The sequence below is a fragment of the Vreelandella nigrificans genome, assembly GCF_002374315.1.
In the GTDB taxonomy this organism is placed as follows: domain Bacteria; phylum Pseudomonadota; class Gammaproteobacteria; order Pseudomonadales; family Halomonadaceae; genus Vreelandella; species Vreelandella nigrificans.
In genome coordinates this window covers 34,465-51,241 of the sequence record NZ_NWUX01000003.1, presented here as the reverse complement: position 1 = coordinate 51,241, position 16,777 = coordinate 34,465, and the positions used below count along the sequence as shown (strand labels likewise).

Sequence of the window (16,777 nt, the reverse complement as noted above, 5' to 3'; positions counted from 1 at the left end):
CAACAGATCTTGTTGGGTCTTTTTATTTCTATCTAGGAGTTTGTTATGGCACGTGCCAGCGCCCGTCATATTTTGGTAAGCAGTGAAGAGCAGTGCAATGCACTGAAACAAGAGATCGAAAATGGTCGTGACTTTGCTGATGTCGCCAAGCAGCACTCAAGCTGCCCATCTGGCCGCCAAGGCGGTGACTTAGGTAGCTTTGGTCCCGGCCAAATGGTGCCTGAGTTCGACAAAGTTGTTTTCAGTGGTGAACTAAACAAAGTACACGGACCCGTACAAACCCAGTTTGGCTACCACCTGTTGGAAATCACTAGCCGCAGCTAATGACGCCAAATGGCCGTCGAGCACCGCGGCCTCTGTGCCGCGGTGTGAGGAGCACGCCTTGAACGATCCCATTATTACTATCGAAGGCTTGAACAAAACCTACGAAGGTGGCTTTCAAGCGTTAACCCGTGTGGACTTAACCATCCAGCGCGGCGAGATTTTTGCCCTGCTTGGCCCAAATGGGGCAGGTAAAACTACCTTGATCAGTGTAGTTTGTGGGCTGGTAAACCCCTCCGAGGGCTCGGTGGTGGTGGATGGCTTCGACAGTATTAGCCATTATCGTCAAGCCCGTGAGCGGATTGGGCTAGTACCCCAAGAACTCACCAACGAAGCCTTTGAAACGGTATGGAATACAGTCAGTTTTAGCCGCGGCTTGTTTGGTAAGCCACCTAACCCTGCTCATATCGAAAAGGTGCTTAAATCCCTCAGCCTGTGGGATAAGCGCAATAACCGTTTGATGACCCTTTCAGGGGGCATGAAGCGCCGAGTGCTAATTGCCAAAGCGCTCTCCCACGAGCCACGTATCCTGTTTCTTGATGAGCCCACCGCAGGCGTTGACGTTGAGTTACGCCGGGATATGTGGAACGTAGTGCGCGGGCTGCGGGATAACGGCGTTACGATTATTCTTACCACCCACTACATCGAAGAAGCTGAAGAGATGGCTGACCGCATCGGTGTGATTAACCGCGGTGAGATTGTATTGGTGGAAGAGAAAGCAGCACTAATGAAAAAGCTCGGCAGCAAACAGCTAACGCTGCAGCTGCAAACGCCACTCAACGTGATTCCTTCGGCCCTCGACCAAGACGAGCTGAGCCTAGCGGCAGATGGCCATGAACTGGTCTACACCTACGATGGTCGTCAGGAGGAGGAGGGGCGGGGTATTTCCGCTTTACTCACGCAGCTGGAAAAAGAAGGCATTGGTTTTAAAGACCTGCACACGCGGCAGAGTTCTCTGGAAGATATTTTTGTCGACCTAGTCAAGGAGCGCTCATGAATCTCTACCCCGTTCGTGCCATCTATATGGCGGAAATGGCGCGTACTCGGCGTACCCTGCTGCAAAGCATTGTCTCACCGGTGATCTCTACCTCGCTCTATTTTGTGGTGTTTGGCGCAGCGATTGGCTCGCGTATAAGCGAGATTGACGGGGTCAGCTATGGCGCTTTTATCGTGCCAGGGCTGATTATGTTAATGCTACTCACCCAGAGTGTGTCTAACGCTTCCTTTGGGATTTTCTTCCCCAAGTTTTCTGGCAGCATTTACGAGATTTTATCAGCCCCCATTTCCTACCTGGAGATTGTTGTGGGCTATGTGGGTGCGGCGGCATCAAAGTCAATTCTATTGGGGCTGATTATTCTTGCTACCTCCAGCTTGTTTGTACCGCTGGAGATCGCCCACCCCATCTGGATGCTTACTTTTTTGGTGCTTACCGCGGTTACCTTCAGTCTACTGGGGTTTATCATTGGTATCTGGGCTGATGGTTTCGATAAGCTTCAATTGGTGCCGCTGCTGGTGATAACGCCGCTGACATTTCTGGGAGGCAGTTTCTATTCCATTGATATGCTCCCGCCATTTTGGCAAACCGTCACGCTGGCGAACCCGGTGGTGTATTTGGTAAGTGGTTTCCGTTGGAGCTTCTACGGTATTAGTGACGTTAGCCTTGGCGCCAGCGTAGCGATGATTTTGCTGTTTCTCATCGCGAGTCTTGCCACCATTGCCTGGATTTTCCGCACCGGTTACCGCTTAAAACCCTAGTGGTTTCTAGCTGCTCGTTTTCTGTTTATCCGCTTTCTGCTTAAAAGGTAACTCCCGCTTATGCCGCTACTGCAAAGCACTGTGCACCGCCTTGACCCGTCGTTAGACGGAGAGCGCTTAACCGTCACGGCGGCACCGGCCTCACGACAGGAGGCCAACGACGATCCGGTGATGGCAAGCTTGGTGAACGCGCTAAACGACACCTATAACACCAAAGCCAAGGGGTGGGGGCGGTTTGCCGAACAGGGTGAGCAGGCTGGGCCGTTAGTAGCCTGGCTGAGGGATTACATGGCTGGCGAGCAGGATTTTGCCCAATTCTCTACGGCGATGGCCGAGCGTCTTGCGCAAACGCTTCAAGAGCAGCTCTCCGTTAGTGGCTACCTGGTATTTGCCCACCTGCGCCAGGGGGATACTGAAACCCTGTTTCTGGGTTTGGTACACCAGCGTGAAGGCATTGGCATCAACGCTGAGCACCAAGCAGTACCTGCTGCCCAACTGAATACTAGCCAGCTAACCCTGGCGGCACGGGTTAACCTTACCCAATGGCAGAGTGATTCCGAAAGCGCGCAGTATGTGTCGTTTTTAAAGGATCGCGGCGGTAAAAAGCTTGCCGATGGCTTAGTGGCACTGCTCGGAATGGAAGAGGGCATTGATGCCCCCGCTGAAACCCGTACGTTGTTAAAGGCCTTCAGCGACTACGTCGAGAAAGAGGATTACGACGAAGAAGCCAGCCGGGAAAAAACTGATACCCTGGTGGACTATGCCAACGAGCAGTTGCGTCGTGGTGAGCCAATGACTCTGGAAGAGCTTTCAGGGTTAGTAGATGAAAAGCAGCCTAAGGCGTTTTACGAGCATATTCGCAACGCAGACTACGGTCTTTCCCCAGAAATCCCGCCGGATAAACGCACTATTAGCCAGTTTCGCCGCTTTACCGGTCGCGCTGGGGGCGTTTCAATTAGCTTTGATTCGCACCTGCTGGGTTCCAGCATTGAGTATGATGAAAGCCAAGACCGTCTCATCATCAAGCAAGTGCCCAAGCAGCTAAAAGAGCAGTTGGCCAAGCGTAAGGAGTGAGGGAAGAGGTTGGCGTGAAGCTCCTTGGATGAGAGGGCACTAAGCGTCATATTGGTAGTCGAAGAGGCAGGTTTGTTAATAGGAGAAAACCGTGCTGGACGCCATTAGTAACTTCTTCCAACGGGCGCTGGCGGAGCCAGAGCAGCGTGAGAATCGAGCGATTACACTAGAGTTGGCCACAGCGGCGCTGCTGTGCGAAGTGATGCGCGCTGACTATGACCAAAGCGACGCCGAGCGCACCGCGTTGAAACAGATGTTAACCACTCGTTATCACCTAAGCGAAAGTGAAGTCACCGAGTTAATGGCGCTGGCTGAAGCGGAAGTTGACGATGCAGTGGATCACTATCAATTTGTCAGCTTAATTAAGCAGCACTATGGCTATGAGCAGCGCTGCGAACTGGTGGTGTTAATGTGGCAGCTTGCCTGGGCTGACGGATCGCTTGACCCGCTTGAAGAGCACCGTATCCGGCGGCTGGCGGATCTGTTGCACGTTAGCCACAGCGACTTTATTCGCAGCAAACTGGCTAGCCAGCCATCGGTATAAAGTGCCAGTAAGAGGTACTGGCATGCAGCTCAGCCACAAACGGTGTTCAGCCTGTTTACTGCTGCGCCTGTTCCAGCAAGCCAACCACCAGTTGATGTAACTGTTGCTGGAATTGACCGCCTGGTGAAGGTGGGTTGGGATCAGACGTGATCACAATGGTCATTTCCCGTTCTGGGATCACATAGAGCGCCTGTCCACCGTATCCTCTACCATAATAAACTGGCATATTTGCAAGTGTAGTAATAAACCAGCCATAGCCGTAACCATCGCCTGTCCAGGGGGATTGGCCTCTGGGCATCCAGGAGGCCGCCACCCAGCCTTCTGGTAGCACCCTCTGGCCATCGACTAGGCCGTCGTTACGGTACAGCTCACCTACCTCAATTAACGCCCTAGGCGACAGCTGCATGTCGTTGCCGCCGAAGTAGATTCCTTGGGGGTCTCGTGGCCAGGGGGGGATCGCAATGTTCAGTGGCTCGCCCAACAGGCGCTGAGCAAGGGAGAGGGTGGTTTCACCGCTAGCCTGCGTAAGTGCAGCGGAAAGTAAGTGGCTGGTGCCCGTGGAGTAGAGCATGCGCCCACCGGGCTTATCAACAAATGGGCGAGTGAGCGCATCGTGTACCCAGTTGCTGCTAGCCACCCAAGCGCTGTAGTTACCCCCCGAGGTACGCTCCAAGCCCGCCTGCTGGGCCAGCAAATGCGCCACGGTAATGTCGTTTATCTGCGGGTCTATATTACTGTCTACGTTACTGTCTATGTTACTAAGCAGCTGGCCTAACAGCGCCACCATGGACTGCTCGGTAGACTCAATCACTCCCGCCTCAATGGCCGCTCCTGTCAATGCTGCGAGCACAGTTTTAGAAAGTGATTTGATGTTAGCTGGTGCCGTGACACCAGGGCCTTCCTGGTGAAGCTCATGAACGATACGTCCTTGATGTGCCACCACTACCGTATGCACACGATCTAGCTCAGCAGCTTGCTGGTCAAGTACTTGCAGTGCACCAGGGTTGGGTGGGTTGGCCATCGCAGCAAAGCTAAACAGCAGCGAAATAGCGGCACAGGAAATTAGGCGCACAGGTAAACGCATGGCAACACCGTTGGCAAAGAGCATTGGTATAGACCTTTGGCAGAACTCTTTGGTAGAGCCCTTTGGCAGAGCAAGTAAAGGTCAGGGCAAAAGGTCTGGAAAAGGTTCTGGAAAAAAACTTCTGGATAAAAGCTTCGAGGCTGAGAAAAGGGGGAGGTTCCATCACGAAGTGATGTGGGCATTACGCAAAAATAGAAAAACACTGCTAGGCTTGGATTGTTGGCTTTGAAGGTAAGCAACCCGTTGATTTCCATGAAACGCAATAAGCAAGGAGCGCCGTTATGCGTAGCATTATCTATATTGTAGGCTTGGTTGTGGTCGTTCTATTTATTCTATCGATGCTTGGCTTACGTTAATCCGGCACGTCCCGCTACTCTCAAAGCGCCCGCAGGTATCAGCCTTCCACTCAGCCCCTGCGGGCGCTTTGCTTTCAGCATGACTTAAAAGTAGCCCGTGAAAAGTAGCTCTTGAAAAGTAGCTCGTGCCATTTAAAGGTTAGCTGCAGTCAGCTAAGCGCAATCTGCTGCCCCTTGGCCAAACATATCGAACATGATCTCCCGCCCCATGGCGGTTAGTACCAAGCGACCGTAGTCGTTAAATTGTGCCGCACCACTCTCTTCAAGCACCTGCTGGCAGGCTTTCCAATGCTCCTGAGAGCTCAACTGGGCCAGTTCGCGCTGAGTAAGGCCACGCTGAGGGAGAGTAACGGTTTCTAGTACATGGCCATTGTCGTAAAGCAGCTCGGCAACGGTAGAAAGACAGTGGCGCAGGCTGCGCTGTACATGGTAAGCGGCCGTAGCAACTGGGGGTGCGGGCTGAAACACCGGGGAAAGCATATATATTCTCCTGCACACAGCACCAAAACGGGCTTGTTGCAGTGCATTATAAAGCATGGATGGCATTAGACCAAGGTCTATAAAATATCCTATTAGGCTCAAGATTTCCTTTATGCAGCCGATGGGTTAAGAGAGCTAAATAGGAAAAGTGCTGCGTATTGCTTTATTAAAAGCGAGTTATAAAGAGGAGAACGCGCAGCAACATGCATATATACAAGGTGTTTGTGTTATGGCGGCGATTACATCATTAGGTATTGGTTCTGGTTTAGACCTCAACGGCTTGCTTGATGAGCTGAGGCAGGCCGAGCGCGCAAAGCTGGCGCCTATTGCGGAACAAATGCAGTCTGTAGAGGCGCAAATATCGGCTTATGGCCAGTTGCAAAGCGCGCTTTCCCAGTTCCAAAGCTCTGCTGCCGCTCTCAATGACGCGTCTTCGTTTGAGAGTCTTACGACGAATGTGGAAGGCAGCGCAGTTAGTGCGGCCAGCAGTAATGAGGCCCAACCTGGCCAATATGAAGTGCAGGTGGACCGTCTTGCGACGGCAGGTAGCTTAGTAACGGAGCGTCTTGAAGCCGCTGATGAAAGCATAGTGACTGGCGAGCAGTCGTTAAGTTTTGCTCTCGCTGATGGGACCATGGATCCCATTACTATTGCAGATGGCAGTTCACTTGAAGATATGCGGGATGCTATCAATCAACAGAGTGATGGCCGTTTAAGCGCCTCGATTATCAACGATGGTGAAGGCTATCGGCTTTCTGTGAATGCCACTGATACGGGGGCAGATGCAAGTATTGAAAGCACCAATTTTTCAAGCATTCTTGCTGATGGAGTGCAGACTTCAGATACTCAGGTAGTTCAAGCAGGGCAAGATGCCGCGTTCAACGTCAATGGTATCGATATTGTTAGCCCTACCAATCACGTGGAAGGTGCCATTCAAGGCATTACGCTAAACCTTACCGAGGCTGGTGCCACGAGCACGGTAACTGTTGAGCAGGATACCGACGCCATACGTGAGCAGGTCACAGCATTTGTTGACGACTTCAACGCGCTCAAAGATACCATTAACCATTTGACAGCCTTTGACCCGGAAACTGGTCTGGCAGGAGGGCTAAACGCCGACTCGACAACCCGCTCTGTTGAAATGGCTCTGCGCCAAACCGTCAGTAGTGTGGTCGAGGGGGATGGCTTTAATGTGTTATCGGATATTGGCATTTCACTTCAAGTGAACGGCAAACTATCCATTGATGAGGATCGGCTGGATAGCATTATTGCTAACCAGCCTGATCAATTGGCCAGCTTTTTCGCAGGCAATGATAGCGAGGGTGGCATAGCGGGCCAGGTGAACACGACCCTTGAGAATTTTGTAGGCTCTGGCGGCCGCATTGAAAGCGCTATTAGTTCATCTGAGAGCCGTGCAGCTTCGCTAGATGCACGTTTTGCGACCACTGAGAGCCGTATCGACCAAACCATTGAGCGTTACCGTACGCAATTTGCAGCGATGGATAACATGGTGGCGCAAATGAATCAAACGAGTGCCTACTTAACTCAGCAGTTTGCAGTGCTAGGGCAGTCTAGCCAAAATTAAATAGATACAAGAATCCAGTATTGACCTGCAAAATGCTCGGCACACAGTGCTGGGCATTTTTTTTGCAACCGCTTAAATCGACACAATCGCTAAAGTTCTCTCTCCAGCAGCCGATAACATACCTAACTAGTATTCTCATCACTTGGCTCTCTAAGGCTTATAAGGGACTGACCCATATGGCAACGATTACTTCACTCGGCGTAGGCTCTGGGCTGAATCTTTCTGGTTTGGTAGATGAGCTTAGAGCGGCTGAGCGTCAAAAGCTTGTACCTATCCTTCAACAGCAAAGTGCTCAGCAAACTAAAATTTCTGCCTATGGGCGCCTTGAGTCAGCCATGGATAGAGTGCAAACCTCTATTGCTGCGTTGAATGATGCCTCTACGTTTAAGCAGCAAAAAAGCACAGTGACAGGCACTGGAGTGTTGGCGACCGCGGGTGAAACGGCTAATGCAGGTCGCTATGAAGTGACTGTTTCGCAATTGGCACGCTCAGGCAGCGCTGCTTCCAACAGCGTAGCGCTCGACCAAGCGCTAACAGCAGCCGATGCAACGCTGTCACTTAACTTTGGTGCTGGCGATACGCAAACAAGCTACAACGTCAATATTGCAGCAGGCAGCACGCTTGCCGATATTCGTGACCAAATTAATGCGGATAAAGAGGCCGGTGTCACTGCCTCTATCGTTAATGATGGCACTGGCTATCGCTTGGCACTGAGTTCCAAAGAGACAGGCAAAGATGCCTCGCTGGTTGGTTTCTCAGGCCTAGACTCATTAACGATGGATGCAGCTACGCTACGTGTAGGTCAGGATGCGGAGCTGAACGTAAACGGTATTGCCATTACCAGTAAAACCAATCGAGTTGAAGAGGCCATTCAAGGGGTCACACTTGACCTCACCGCCGTATCTGATAGCCCCGTTACGCTAGTGATTGAGCGTGATGAAGACTCGCTGAAAGAGGCCATCAACGACTTTGTTAAAAACTACAATGAAATGAAATCCACTGTTGGCCGCATGACGGCATTCAATGGTGAAGGCGAAACATCGGGCGAGCTAATAGGTGACCGCACTGTGCGCACCATTGAGAACCGCCTGCGCCGGGATATTACTGACAGCCTGGGAGAGGGTGATATTTCACGACTTTCGCAAATGGGGATCACCATTGACGTGCGTGGGCGGTTAAGAGTTGATGAAGAGAAGTTGGATGATGCCGTAGCCAATAACCCTGAAGGACTAGCTACCTTTTTCGCCGGTGATAGCAAAGAGGGTGGTTTTGCAGGGCGGCTAAATGCAACGCTTGAGTCCATCACGTCGGATGAAGGCATCATTCAAAGCTCAAAGAATAGTGCTGAGCAACGCATTGATAGCTTGGAAGAACGTAAGCTGCGTATGGAAAGTAGTATCGAGAGAAGCATGGAGCGTTATCGTAAGCAGTTTGGGCAACTAGACGGCATGATTGCCCAAATGAACTCTATGAGCAACTACCTCACCCAGCAGTTTGACATGCTCGGTGCTATGCAAAGAAGCAAATAAGAAAGTTACAGTGTTTTACATAAAAAAGAGCGATTTTTTCTAAAGAATTTGGTGAGGCTGCCGTTAATTGTAATAACGGCGACGCAAGCGCCGCAAAGTAGGCCATAAGGCCAGTTAATTTTCGAGGAGCACTCACATGTCTGTAATCAACACTAACATTACTGCCCTGATTGGCCAGAACAACCTGTCCAAGTCCCAGTCCATGCTGGCCAAAGCCCAAGAGCGTCTGTCTTCTGGTCTGCGTATCAACAGCGCTGCTGATGATGCTGCTGGTCAAGCTATCGCCAACAAAATGACCGCTCAGATTAAAGGCATGGAGCAGGCTAGCCGTAACGCAAGTGACGGTATCTCCTTGGTGCAAACCATGGAAGGCGGCCTTGACCAAATTAACGACAACCTACAGCGTATTCGTGAGCTAGCGGTTCAGGGTGCCAATGACACCAACGCTGAAGAAGATCGTAATGCTATCGTTACCGAAATCAACGCGCGCTTAGAGGAAATTGATCGTGTAGCGGGCAGCAACAACTTTAACGGCACTAACCTGCTGAATGTCGCGAGTGGCTCTGGTACTACCTTAAATATTCAGGTTGGCTCCAATACTGAAGGTGATGACGTTATCACTGTAGAAAGATTGGACGCTACCGTTGCTGGGCTGGAGCTGACTAATATTGGCTCGGGTGCAACTATTACCGGTGCAGAATTTGCTATCGATGATATGAGTGGTGGTGCAGCAGCTGGTTTCCAATCCTTGATTAATGCTGTCGATGACGCAACTAAAGCGCTAGACACCAGCCGTGCAACATTGGGTGCTACCCTTAACCGTTTCGACTCGGTAATTGAGAACTTGGCGACGACGTCCAACAACCTGTCTGAAGCTCGTTCGCGTATCGAAGATGCTGACTACGCGGTAGAAGTGTCTAACATGACCCGCGCTAACATCCTCCAGCAAGCCGGCACTTCCATGCTGGCACAGGCTAACCAGACTCCGCAGTCTGTACTGTCTCTGCTGGGTTAAGACCTTAGCCAGTAAATGGCTAGATAAAGAAAGTAACGACGGGGCCAATTGGCCCCGTTTTTTATTTTTAAGTCTTATAGTTTTTTAAGCCTTATCGTTCAGTATCAATGTGGTTATTACAACGCTTTTACTCGCTCCAGCTTGGTGGGGGACATGATCGCAAGAATACCTACTTAAATACGGGCGCATTTGCGCCTTTGCCAACAGTGCCAGCACAGTAAACTAGCTACATTGCCATCTTTTTATGTGAGCCGCTTCATGGTTAAGACCCCAGCTAAGCCAGACACCCATAAACGCAGACCCCGTATACTTTGGGCTAACCCTTTCTGCCTGCTGGATACCTCCAGTGGTGCTAGCATGACCGTACGCCAAATGCTGCTGCAATTGGTGGCTTCTGGCTATGATGTTCAAGTGCTAGGTGCGACTGTATTCGATAATCCGAAAGGGATGGGGCGGCTCAAAGAACAATTCCCAGACCTAAGCAGCCATCTTCATCAACTAATTAAAGCTGAAGATGGCCCACTGACCCATCAGTTGGTCGTTGGCTACAGCCATAACCGCAGCCATTTGACCTCCCATGAAGAGGGCCTTTGGTACAGCCAGTATCTCTATATGCTGGATTCATTTAAGCCAGATGTGGTGTGGTACTTTGGCGGTCAAACACTCGAAATGCTAATTGCCAATGAGGCCCGTGACCGTGGTATTCCGGTCGCGTTCTATCTGGCGAACGGTCACTATAAAGCACCCAACTGGTGTCGTGATGTGGATTTGATCCTCACCGACAGCCAAGCGACAGCGGATATGTACCGTAAAGCTGTTGGCTACGTCGCGAAGCCGGTGGGCAAGTTCATCGCTCCGGAAAGCTTTATTGCTGATCATCATGAGCGTAAACGTCTGCTGTTTGTTAACCCTAGCTGGCAAAAAGGAGCCAGCGTGTTTGTGCAGCTGGCAGAAAAACTGGAACGAGAAAGGCCCGATATCGAGCTTGAGGTCGTAGAAGCACGAGCCGACTGGTCAGCTGTGCTACGTGAAACCACCCAGAGGATGGGGAAGCAGTGCAGTGCGTTAAGCAATGTGACCATAACCGCCAATACCAGCGATATGCGTGGCCCTTACAGCCGGGCTAGGGTGTTAGTGGCACCTAGCCTATGGTGGGAAAGCTCTGGGCGTGTACTGGCGGAGGCCATGCTAAACGGTATTCCAGCGCTCATTACCAATCGCGGTGGTATGCCTGAAATGATTGATGGCGCTGGTATCGCCTTTGACTTCCCGAAGGTTTGCTATGAAGAACCCTATCAACACCTACTGAGTGAAGAAGAATTACAACCGCTAGTAGATGCAGTAATTAGCTTCTTTGATGACGAAGCACTTTACCAAGACTATGTAGCCCGCGCTTGGCAGGTCGGAAAAGAGAAGCATCACCTAAACCGTGCTACTGACAGGCTACTCAGTGCTTTAACGCCTTTAGTACGTTTACGTGCCGGCAACAAAGATTTTACCATTAACCAAAAGAAACGCCATCGCCAGCGCCTAGCCAGCCAAGCAACCAAACCTAAATTCAAGGTTGATAACTCTCTGCAGCAGCTAGTTAGCGTTAAATCAGGAGGCCAACAGAGCAGCGAGACACAAGCTAACCGCTTGTGGCTAACAGATGATTTTGCTTGGCAGTTCAAAGGTAAAGTCATCGTGTTAGACAATCGTGCCAGCTTGATTAAAAGCGGCCTTGCAGGCCAGATGGCAGCTACGAAAGCATTCGGTATTGTCGCGTTTGACCCTGCCAGTGAAGTAAAGGATGCCAAGCAGTATGAAGGCAGCGAAACTATTCAGGTATTCCAACATGCCCTACTAGGTGATGGAAGTGCTGCAACGTTGTACGCTTGCGTAGCCCCTGAAATGACCAGTACGCTGACACCGCTACCGGCTGAAAAATTACCGAAACGCCATCATCTAGGCGCAAAACCTTTGGCTGAGTTGCCCATTAGCTCTATAGCCTTGGATAGCATTAACGGCCTGGAAAGCCTCGATTGGTTGATTCTAGATGAGCTAAGTGATGCCATGGCCATTCTGGAGCATGGTAAAAAATCACTTACCGACACATTACTGATTCAGGCACGAGTGCCTTTCCAGCTTACCCATGAAAAACAGCCTAGCCTGGCTGAACTTCAGCACTGGGCCAGCCGTAATAATTTTCGCTTTTATCGCTTCCACAATCTCCGCCACCATAGCCATTTACCTGAAGAGCTGAATGCCCGCTCTCCTTGTGCCACTGAGCAAGAAAGTGCTGATGTTCTATTTCTTCCCAGCCATGAGCGAATGGCGGTTCTTGGCGATGAAAACAAGACGAAACTTGCTTTTATACTGAGTACAGTCTTTGCTGCCCATGATATCGCTTTTGAATTAATCGCAGAGGTTAGCCAGGAGAAAGCGCTGGAGTTTTTGGAGGCGCAGAAGATATTGCCGAAGACTCCTGCACCGAGTAGCGGTAATACCATTCCACCGCCTGCGGGCCCTTCTATTCCTCAAAATGAGCATGTCAAAGGTGAGCCAGTAGTGAGTGTGGTCTGCGCAACATATAATCATGTTGATTTTATTGAAGATGCAATTAAGGGGTTTGTTGCACAGAAAACTGATTTTCCTTTTGAAGTAATAATTCATGATGATGCTTCCACCGATGGCACACAGGAAGTAATAAAAAAATATGCTAGAAAATACCCTGAGTTAATTCGACCAATATATCAAATCGAAAACCAGTACTCTCAGGGTAAGCGGGTTGGCCAACTTGTTAAAGTAAGTAACTCTACAAAGTATATTGCTAGCTGTGAGGGTGACGACTACTGGACAGATAGCAATAAATTACAGCTGCAATTTGATTTTATGGAGTCAAATCCAGAATACTCTGTTTGCTACCATAATGCTGTTGTTGTTAAAGGTGATAAACTGATTAGTCAGTCTAAGCTTCCCGGTAGAGAGAAAAGAGATTTCTCTAGAGAAGATCTTTTGTTAAATAATTGTTTTTTACTTACCCTTTCAAGATTTTGTAGAAAGAGTGAGGTTTTGGCAGAGTCTATCCCTGAGCGAGTTAGAGTAAGCAATGGGGATAATTTAACAATTTCAAGACTTGGTTTGTTAGGAAAAGGTAAGTATTTAGATGGCATTAATCCAGCTGTTTATCGTCAGCACAACCAGTCAGTTTGGTCAAGCAAAAGCTCAGTTGATAAATCTCTAATGTTAAGTAACTCTCTTAATTGGATAGGAGTGTTTCATGAGCGAGAAGGTAGGAAAAAAGTTTCTGAATTTTATTACAACAAATCAAAAGCTGTTGCTAATGTTGGGTATATAGAAAATAAAGAAATTCCTGACGATTTGAGGAATAAGCTTGGTAGGCTGAAGATTGGTAAGCCTTGCGACATTTTAGAGTTCTCTTCACTTGGGAATCTACTTTTTAAAGGAAGTAATAATGCTGTTAAGAGTGGTAATGGTGATATTAATACCTTTGTCATAGATATGGATGGTGTTGATTTCAAAACGCCTGCTAAGCATTATAAAGTGGCTGTTGTTAGTGATTATTCATGTTTTTCGGACAAGCCTGAAAAGCTTGCTAGAGAAGTAGTGAAAATATCATCTTCAGTTGTTGTTATGTCGCCTGAAGAGAAAGACAATGTGGTTTGCGAAAAAATTAAGAAAGTGTTTTCAAATTATGCTAAAAAAACATACCTGCTAGACAATAGCTCCATGGTCTTCTATTTGTTTGAAAAAGGTGTGAAGGTGTGACGATGTCTCAGTATTAATCAGTTTAGCTAGCTCATTTGAACCTGTTTTGAGAGGCGGCAAATAACTGTGAGAGGGAATCCCACACGCACCATTTTTCCCAAGAGAGTGCGCGTGGTCATTTATGTTCTCCCCGTTGGTGGTATGACGATGCCGCTAGAAGGGCGGCCATCTACACACTCTCATACAGTAGCTATTGGTGTGACAGGGGATCCAACTGCCCCTGTCAGCCTTAGCGGAGGAGCTGTCAACATAAAACGTGATCTCCCGTTGGCTTTTAGCCAGGCAGCTAGCTCTGCAAGGTGCCAGAGTTCACCTAAGTGAATACCTAGTTTGAACAGGCAGTGCTCATGCAATGGCAGGGTTGTTGTACAACAATCAGGGATAGCTATTCCAACGTTTTCAATCGCCAGATTATCAGAAGCAATGGCGGCAATACCGCTGTCTGTGATCCACTGCAGTAAACGCTTGTCGTGCCCATCAAGAACAGCGCAGGCTTCCTTCAGGGATGAATCTGGCTGCTTTTTCATTCCCAGAATCATACGGTCTAAGCCCGTCCATAAGCAGAGGATATCGCCCCTTTCTACCACTATACCGTCCGCTTCGAGGATACGCATGAGGTCGTCGTAACCTACTTCCTTGCGTGGAAAATCGCCACAATGGCTGAATAGGTCAACCAGCACACCGCGTCCTTGAACACCGTGAGCCGCCATTTTCTCAATACCGAGAGCATGGGCAGCCACAGATGAATCATCGGATAAAATGATGTCTTTACCGGCTGAAAAACCATTGTAATAGACAGGTTCAGGCTGGTTATCGCCATTAACGTCAAAAAGAGAACCGCGATGTGCCAATCCATCCCACTGTGTGGAATATTGGGTGTGGAGCAGCACAACATCATCAGCCGCAATATCAGTTAGCTTGGCATCTTTCTTGCGCCATTCGTAGTTGTAATAAGGCTCATCGTTACGAATGACCGGCCTTAGCTGTGGTGGGAAACGGACTGGACTCAACAGATTACCACCGGGGTAATCCAGCGGTAGACTCAAACAGAACGTCTTACCAGTGCGTATTTCGGCTGCGCCCTGCAGCACTTTGGCTTGATCAATTAGATTCAGCCGACCCAGCTGGTCATTTTCACCAAAATCACCCCAGTTGGCTCCTTCTGGGCGTTTGCTCCAGCGCTTACTCATCCATGCTCCTTGATCGCTTCCAGTTTTGATAGAACCTGATCTACCATTGCGCCAGCTGAGCCGGTGTAATTAGCAGGGTCTAGGAGCTCATCTAGGCGTTCGGTAGTAATGTGCTGCATGATGGATGGATCCTTAACGAGTTCTTCTCGCAAGGTTTTCCCCGCATCATTGGCACGCCCAGCAGCGGCAAAAACTAGGTCATGGGCTTGGTTTCTTCCAATGATGGGTGCCACCCCCATCATCACAGCCTCAGCCATCAATAGACCACCGCCAATGTCTAAGTTAGCTCTCATCTGGGCTGAATCAACATCCAGGTTACGTAGAATATCCAAGCTTTGTGAAAAACTGCCGGAGGCCAAAATGAAAGCATCGGGAATGATCATCCACTCTATAGGCATGGCGCCAACGGCCCGTTCATGCTCTTGAATCATGGCGGAGAACTGTGCAGCGGAAAATTCACGCATACGATGAGCAATGGCAATAATACGCGGGCAGGCAATTGGATTACGCTTCTGCGGCAGGGTGCTGCTTGCTCCCCGGCCAGTCTGGTAAGGCTCCCGGACTTCGTTCACTTCAGTCCGCATCAAGGTTGCAATTTCAGTGGCTACTTTGCCTAGTGTCGTGGTGACCAGTACAAGCCAGTTAACCATCTCGGACCAGTTGTCACGGGCAGTATGCCAAGTCACTGTTGGAGTCTTAAGGTCTAGCTCATTCATCATTGCTTGCTGAACAGCAATCCCATCCTGGCCTAGCGTAGCTAGCGTGCCTACAGCCCCAGCGCATTGACCCACAAGCACGCGTTTTTTTAGTTCAGACAAGCGCTCTTTGTGGCGTAGCATCTCATCTAGCCAGACGGCTACCTTATAACCAAATGTAATGGGTGCCGCCTGCTGCTGAAAGGTTCGGCCCGCCATCACGGTATTTCGATGGGTTCGAGCCAGTTGAGCCAACGCATTAATCAAGGCATTCAGGTCTTGCTCAAGTAATGAAATACCATCGCGCATCTGCAGTACCAGACCGGTATCAATGATATCTTGTGTTGTTGATCCCCAATGCACCCAACGAGCTGTTTCAGGATCACAAGCATTGGCCAATTGGTGAACCAGCGGCATGATAGGAAAGCCAACCTTATCAAACTCGGCCTTCATAGCTTGTAAGTCCAAATTATCCAATATTGCTGCTTCAACAATGTTATCAGCGGCTTGTTGTGGAATTACACCAACTTGTGCCTGGCCTTTTGCTAATGCAGCTTCTGTCGCTAGCCAGGCATTAAGGCGGCCCTCATCAGAGAAAATCTCGACCATGGCCGAGGTGCTAAACATATTTTTATAATAAAAAGAGTCAAACAATGAAGAAGCCATATTAACTAAGACCTTTTTTGATTTCTCTGAGCTGCTCAATAATATCCATATTGACCTTCTTTTGATAAATAAGGTCAATATGTTGGCGAATCACATCTGTTGGCCAATCCCACCACTGAATTTCTTCCAGCGCAGCGATGATCTGGTCATCAAAGCGCTTTCGAATTGGTTTTGCGGGCACGCCAGCTACGATGGTATAGGGCTCAACATCCGAAGTTACCACTGCACCTGCACCAATAACTGCTCCATTTCCAATATTTATATTTCTTAATATAACAACATTTGTCGATATTAATACATCACTACCAATTGTGCAGTGAGGTAGTTCAGAAATTCTTTTTTGAAGCTGTATATTGTTAGTCGGGTGTTCATTTCTATTAATCATGTTTTCGAAACGCCACAGTGGGCTAGTCGTCACAAAATCATCAGGATGGTTTGCCCCACCGATAGAAACATTCCAGCTTATTGAAGCGAAAGATCCGATATTAGATTTTTTTATAGTAGTATTATGGCCTGTGTAGGTGAATCTTCCAATTGAAGAGTTATCTATTCTGTTGTGTCTATTTATTTCGCAATTTTCGTTAACTATAGACCTGTAGATAATTGAGTCGTCGCCTATGATTGTGTTTTCTTTAATAGTTGATGAGGTTATTTTTTTACAATATATTTTGGCGCTAGATGAAACTTCTGAAGAAATAATATCTGTCATTTT

14 protein-coding genes are annotated in these 16,777 nt (G+C 49.0%); 9 read left to right on the top strand and 5 right to left on the bottom strand.

Annotated elements, in window-relative coordinates; translation table 11 throughout:
- Window positions 1-45 precede the first annotated feature (45 nt).
- From CPA45_RS05635 to CPA45_RS05615, 5 genes are all read left to right on the top strand, one after another.
- Entirely contained in the window at window positions 46-324 is a 279-nt protein-coding gene (locus CPA45_RS05635) for a peptidylprolyl isomerase (protein ID WP_078090007.1), read from the top strand.
- Between the two features lie 58 nt (window positions 325-382).
- Entirely contained in the window at window positions 383-1,318 is a 936-nt protein-coding gene (locus CPA45_RS05630) for an ABC transporter ATP-binding protein (protein ID WP_078090008.1), read from the top strand.
- Window positions 1,315-2,076 carry an ABC transporter permease gene (locus CPA45_RS05625; RefSeq protein ID WP_096650643.1) on the top strand — a complete coding sequence of 254 codons (762 nt, stop codon included), beginning with the start codon at window positions 1,315-1,317 and terminating at the stop codon, window positions 2,074-2,076. Before CPA45_RS05630 ends, CPA45_RS05625 begins: the two co-directional genes overlap by 4 nt.
- A gap of 60 nt (window positions 2,077-2,136) precedes the next feature.
- On the top strand, window positions 2,137-3,150 hold the full coding sequence (yejK, locus tag CPA45_RS05620; protein ID WP_096650642.1) for a nucleoid-associated protein YejK: 1,014 nt from the start codon (window positions 2,137-2,139) through the stop codon (window positions 3,148-3,150).
- A gap of 91 nt (window positions 3,151-3,241) precedes the next feature.
- Window positions 3,242-3,694, top strand: coding sequence for a tellurite resistance TerB family protein (locus tag CPA45_RS05615; protein ID WP_096650641.1), 453 nt, complete (start codon window positions 3,242-3,244; stop codon window positions 3,692-3,694).
- Window positions 3,695-3,749: 55 nt separating this feature from the next.
- Here CPA45_RS05615 and CPA45_RS05610 read toward each other — a convergent pair whose 3' ends face one another.
- Both CPA45_RS05610 and CPA45_RS05600 read right to left on the bottom strand, forming a co-directional pair.
- On the bottom strand, window positions 3,750-4,778 hold the full coding sequence (locus CPA45_RS05610) for a serine hydrolase domain-containing protein (protein ID WP_096650640.1): 1,029 nt from the start codon (window positions 4,776-4,778) through the stop codon (window positions 3,750-3,752).
- Between the two features lie 509 nt (window positions 4,779-5,287).
- Window positions 5,288-5,614 (bottom strand): hypothetical protein, encoded by a 327-nt coding sequence (locus CPA45_RS05600; protein WP_096650638.1) that lies wholly within the window; start codon window positions 5,612-5,614, stop codon window positions 5,288-5,290.
- Between the two features lie 229 nt (window positions 5,615-5,843).
- Between CPA45_RS05600 and fliD (CPA45_RS05595) the strand changes: the two genes are divergently transcribed.
- The 4 genes from fliD (CPA45_RS05595) (at window position 5,844) to CPA45_RS05580 (ending at window position 13,514) form a co-directional block, all read left to right on the top strand.
- Window positions 5,844-7,199, top strand: coding sequence for a flagellar filament capping protein FliD (gene fliD / locus CPA45_RS05595; RefSeq protein WP_096650637.1), 1,356 nt, complete (start codon window positions 5,844-5,846; stop codon window positions 7,197-7,199).
- A 176-nt stretch (window positions 7,200-7,375) separates the two neighbouring features.
- Complete coding sequence (gene fliD / locus CPA45_RS05590) at window positions 7,376-8,728, top strand: flagellar filament capping protein FliD (protein WP_096650636.1); 1,353 nt, start codon at window positions 7,376-7,378, stop codon at window positions 8,726-8,728.
- Between the two features lie 136 nt (window positions 8,729-8,864).
- Window positions 8,865-9,743: a flagellin N-terminal helical domain-containing protein gene (locus CPA45_RS05585; RefSeq protein WP_096650635.1), complete on the top strand. Its 879-nt coding sequence runs from the start codon at window positions 8,865-8,867 to the stop codon at window positions 9,741-9,743.
- Window positions 9,744-10,100: 357 nt separating this feature from the next.
- Window positions 10,101-13,514 carry a glycosyltransferase gene (locus CPA45_RS05580; protein ID WP_165771508.1) on the top strand — a complete coding sequence of 1,138 codons (3,414 nt, stop codon included), beginning with the start codon at window positions 10,101-10,103 and terminating at the stop codon, window positions 13,512-13,514.
- A gap of 179 nt (window positions 13,515-13,693) precedes the next feature.
- Here CPA45_RS05580 and CPA45_RS05575 read toward each other — a convergent pair whose 3' ends face one another.
- Genes CPA45_RS05575 through CPA45_RS05565 form a run of 3 tightly spaced genes read right to left on the bottom strand, consistent with a single transcriptional unit; the run spans window position 13,694 to window position 16,774 of the window.
- Window positions 13,694-14,704 (bottom strand): cyclase family protein, encoded by a 1,011-nt coding sequence (locus CPA45_RS05575; protein WP_096650633.1) that lies wholly within the window; start codon window positions 14,702-14,704, stop codon window positions 13,694-13,696.
- Window positions 14,701-16,065, bottom strand: a complete 1,365-nt coding sequence (locus tag CPA45_RS05570) for a class-II fumarase/aspartase family protein (protein ID WP_096650632.1) — start codon at window positions 16,063-16,065, stop codon at window positions 14,701-14,703. The genes CPA45_RS05575 and CPA45_RS05570 overlap by 4 nt, the downstream gene beginning before the upstream one ends.
- Before the next feature lies 1 nt (window position 16,066).
- Window positions 16,067-16,774: a xenobiotic acyltransferase family protein gene (locus CPA45_RS05565; protein WP_096650631.1), complete on the bottom strand. Its 708-nt coding sequence runs from the start codon at window positions 16,772-16,774 to the stop codon at window positions 16,067-16,069.
- Window positions 16,775-16,777 lie beyond the last annotated feature (3 nt).

What these genes read in the sequence shown, in the direction of transcription:
- CPA45_RS05570 (WP_096650632.1), bottom strand. Translation starts at nt 16,065, where the DNA reads ATGGCTTCTTCATTGTTTGACTCTTTTTATTATAAAAATATGTTTAGC.
- fliD (WP_096650636.1), top strand. Translation starts at nt 7,376, where the DNA reads ATGGCAACGATTACTTCACTCGGCGTAGGCTCTGGGCTGAATCTTTCT.
- CPA45_RS05610 (WP_096650640.1), bottom strand. Translation starts at nt 4,778, where the DNA reads ATGCGTTTACCTGTGCGCCTAATTTCCTGTGCCGCTATTTCGCTGCTG.
- CPA45_RS05580 (WP_165771508.1), top strand. Translation starts at nt 10,101, where the DNA reads ATGACCGTACGCCAAATGCTGCTGCAATTGGTGGCTTCTGGCTATGAT.
- CPA45_RS05565 (WP_096650631.1), bottom strand. Translation starts at nt 16,774, where the DNA reads ATGACAGATATTATTTCTTCAGAAGTTTCATCTAGCGCCAAAATATAT.
- CPA45_RS05625 (WP_096650643.1), top strand. Translation starts at nt 1,315, where the DNA reads ATGAATCTCTACCCCGTTCGTGCCATCTATATGGCGGAAATGGCGCGT.
- yejK (WP_096650642.1), top strand. Translation starts at nt 2,137, where the DNA reads ATGCCGCTACTGCAAAGCACTGTGCACCGCCTTGACCCGTCGTTAGAC.
- CPA45_RS05635 (WP_078090007.1), top strand. Translation starts at nt 46, where the DNA reads ATGGCACGTGCCAGCGCCCGTCATATTTTGGTAAGCAGTGAAGAGCAG.
- fliD (WP_096650637.1), top strand. Translation starts at nt 5,844, where the DNA reads ATGGCGGCGATTACATCATTAGGTATTGGTTCTGGTTTAGACCTCAAC.
- CPA45_RS05600 (WP_096650638.1), bottom strand. Translation starts at nt 5,614, where the DNA reads ATGCTTTCCCCGGTGTTTCAGCCCGCACCCCCAGTTGCTACGGCCGCT.
- CPA45_RS05585 (WP_096650635.1), top strand. Translation starts at nt 8,865, where the DNA reads ATGTCTGTAATCAACACTAACATTACTGCCCTGATTGGCCAGAACAAC.
- CPA45_RS05575 (WP_096650633.1), bottom strand. Translation starts at nt 14,704, where the DNA reads ATGAGTAAGCGCTGGAGCAAACGCCCAGAAGGAGCCAACTGGGGTGAT.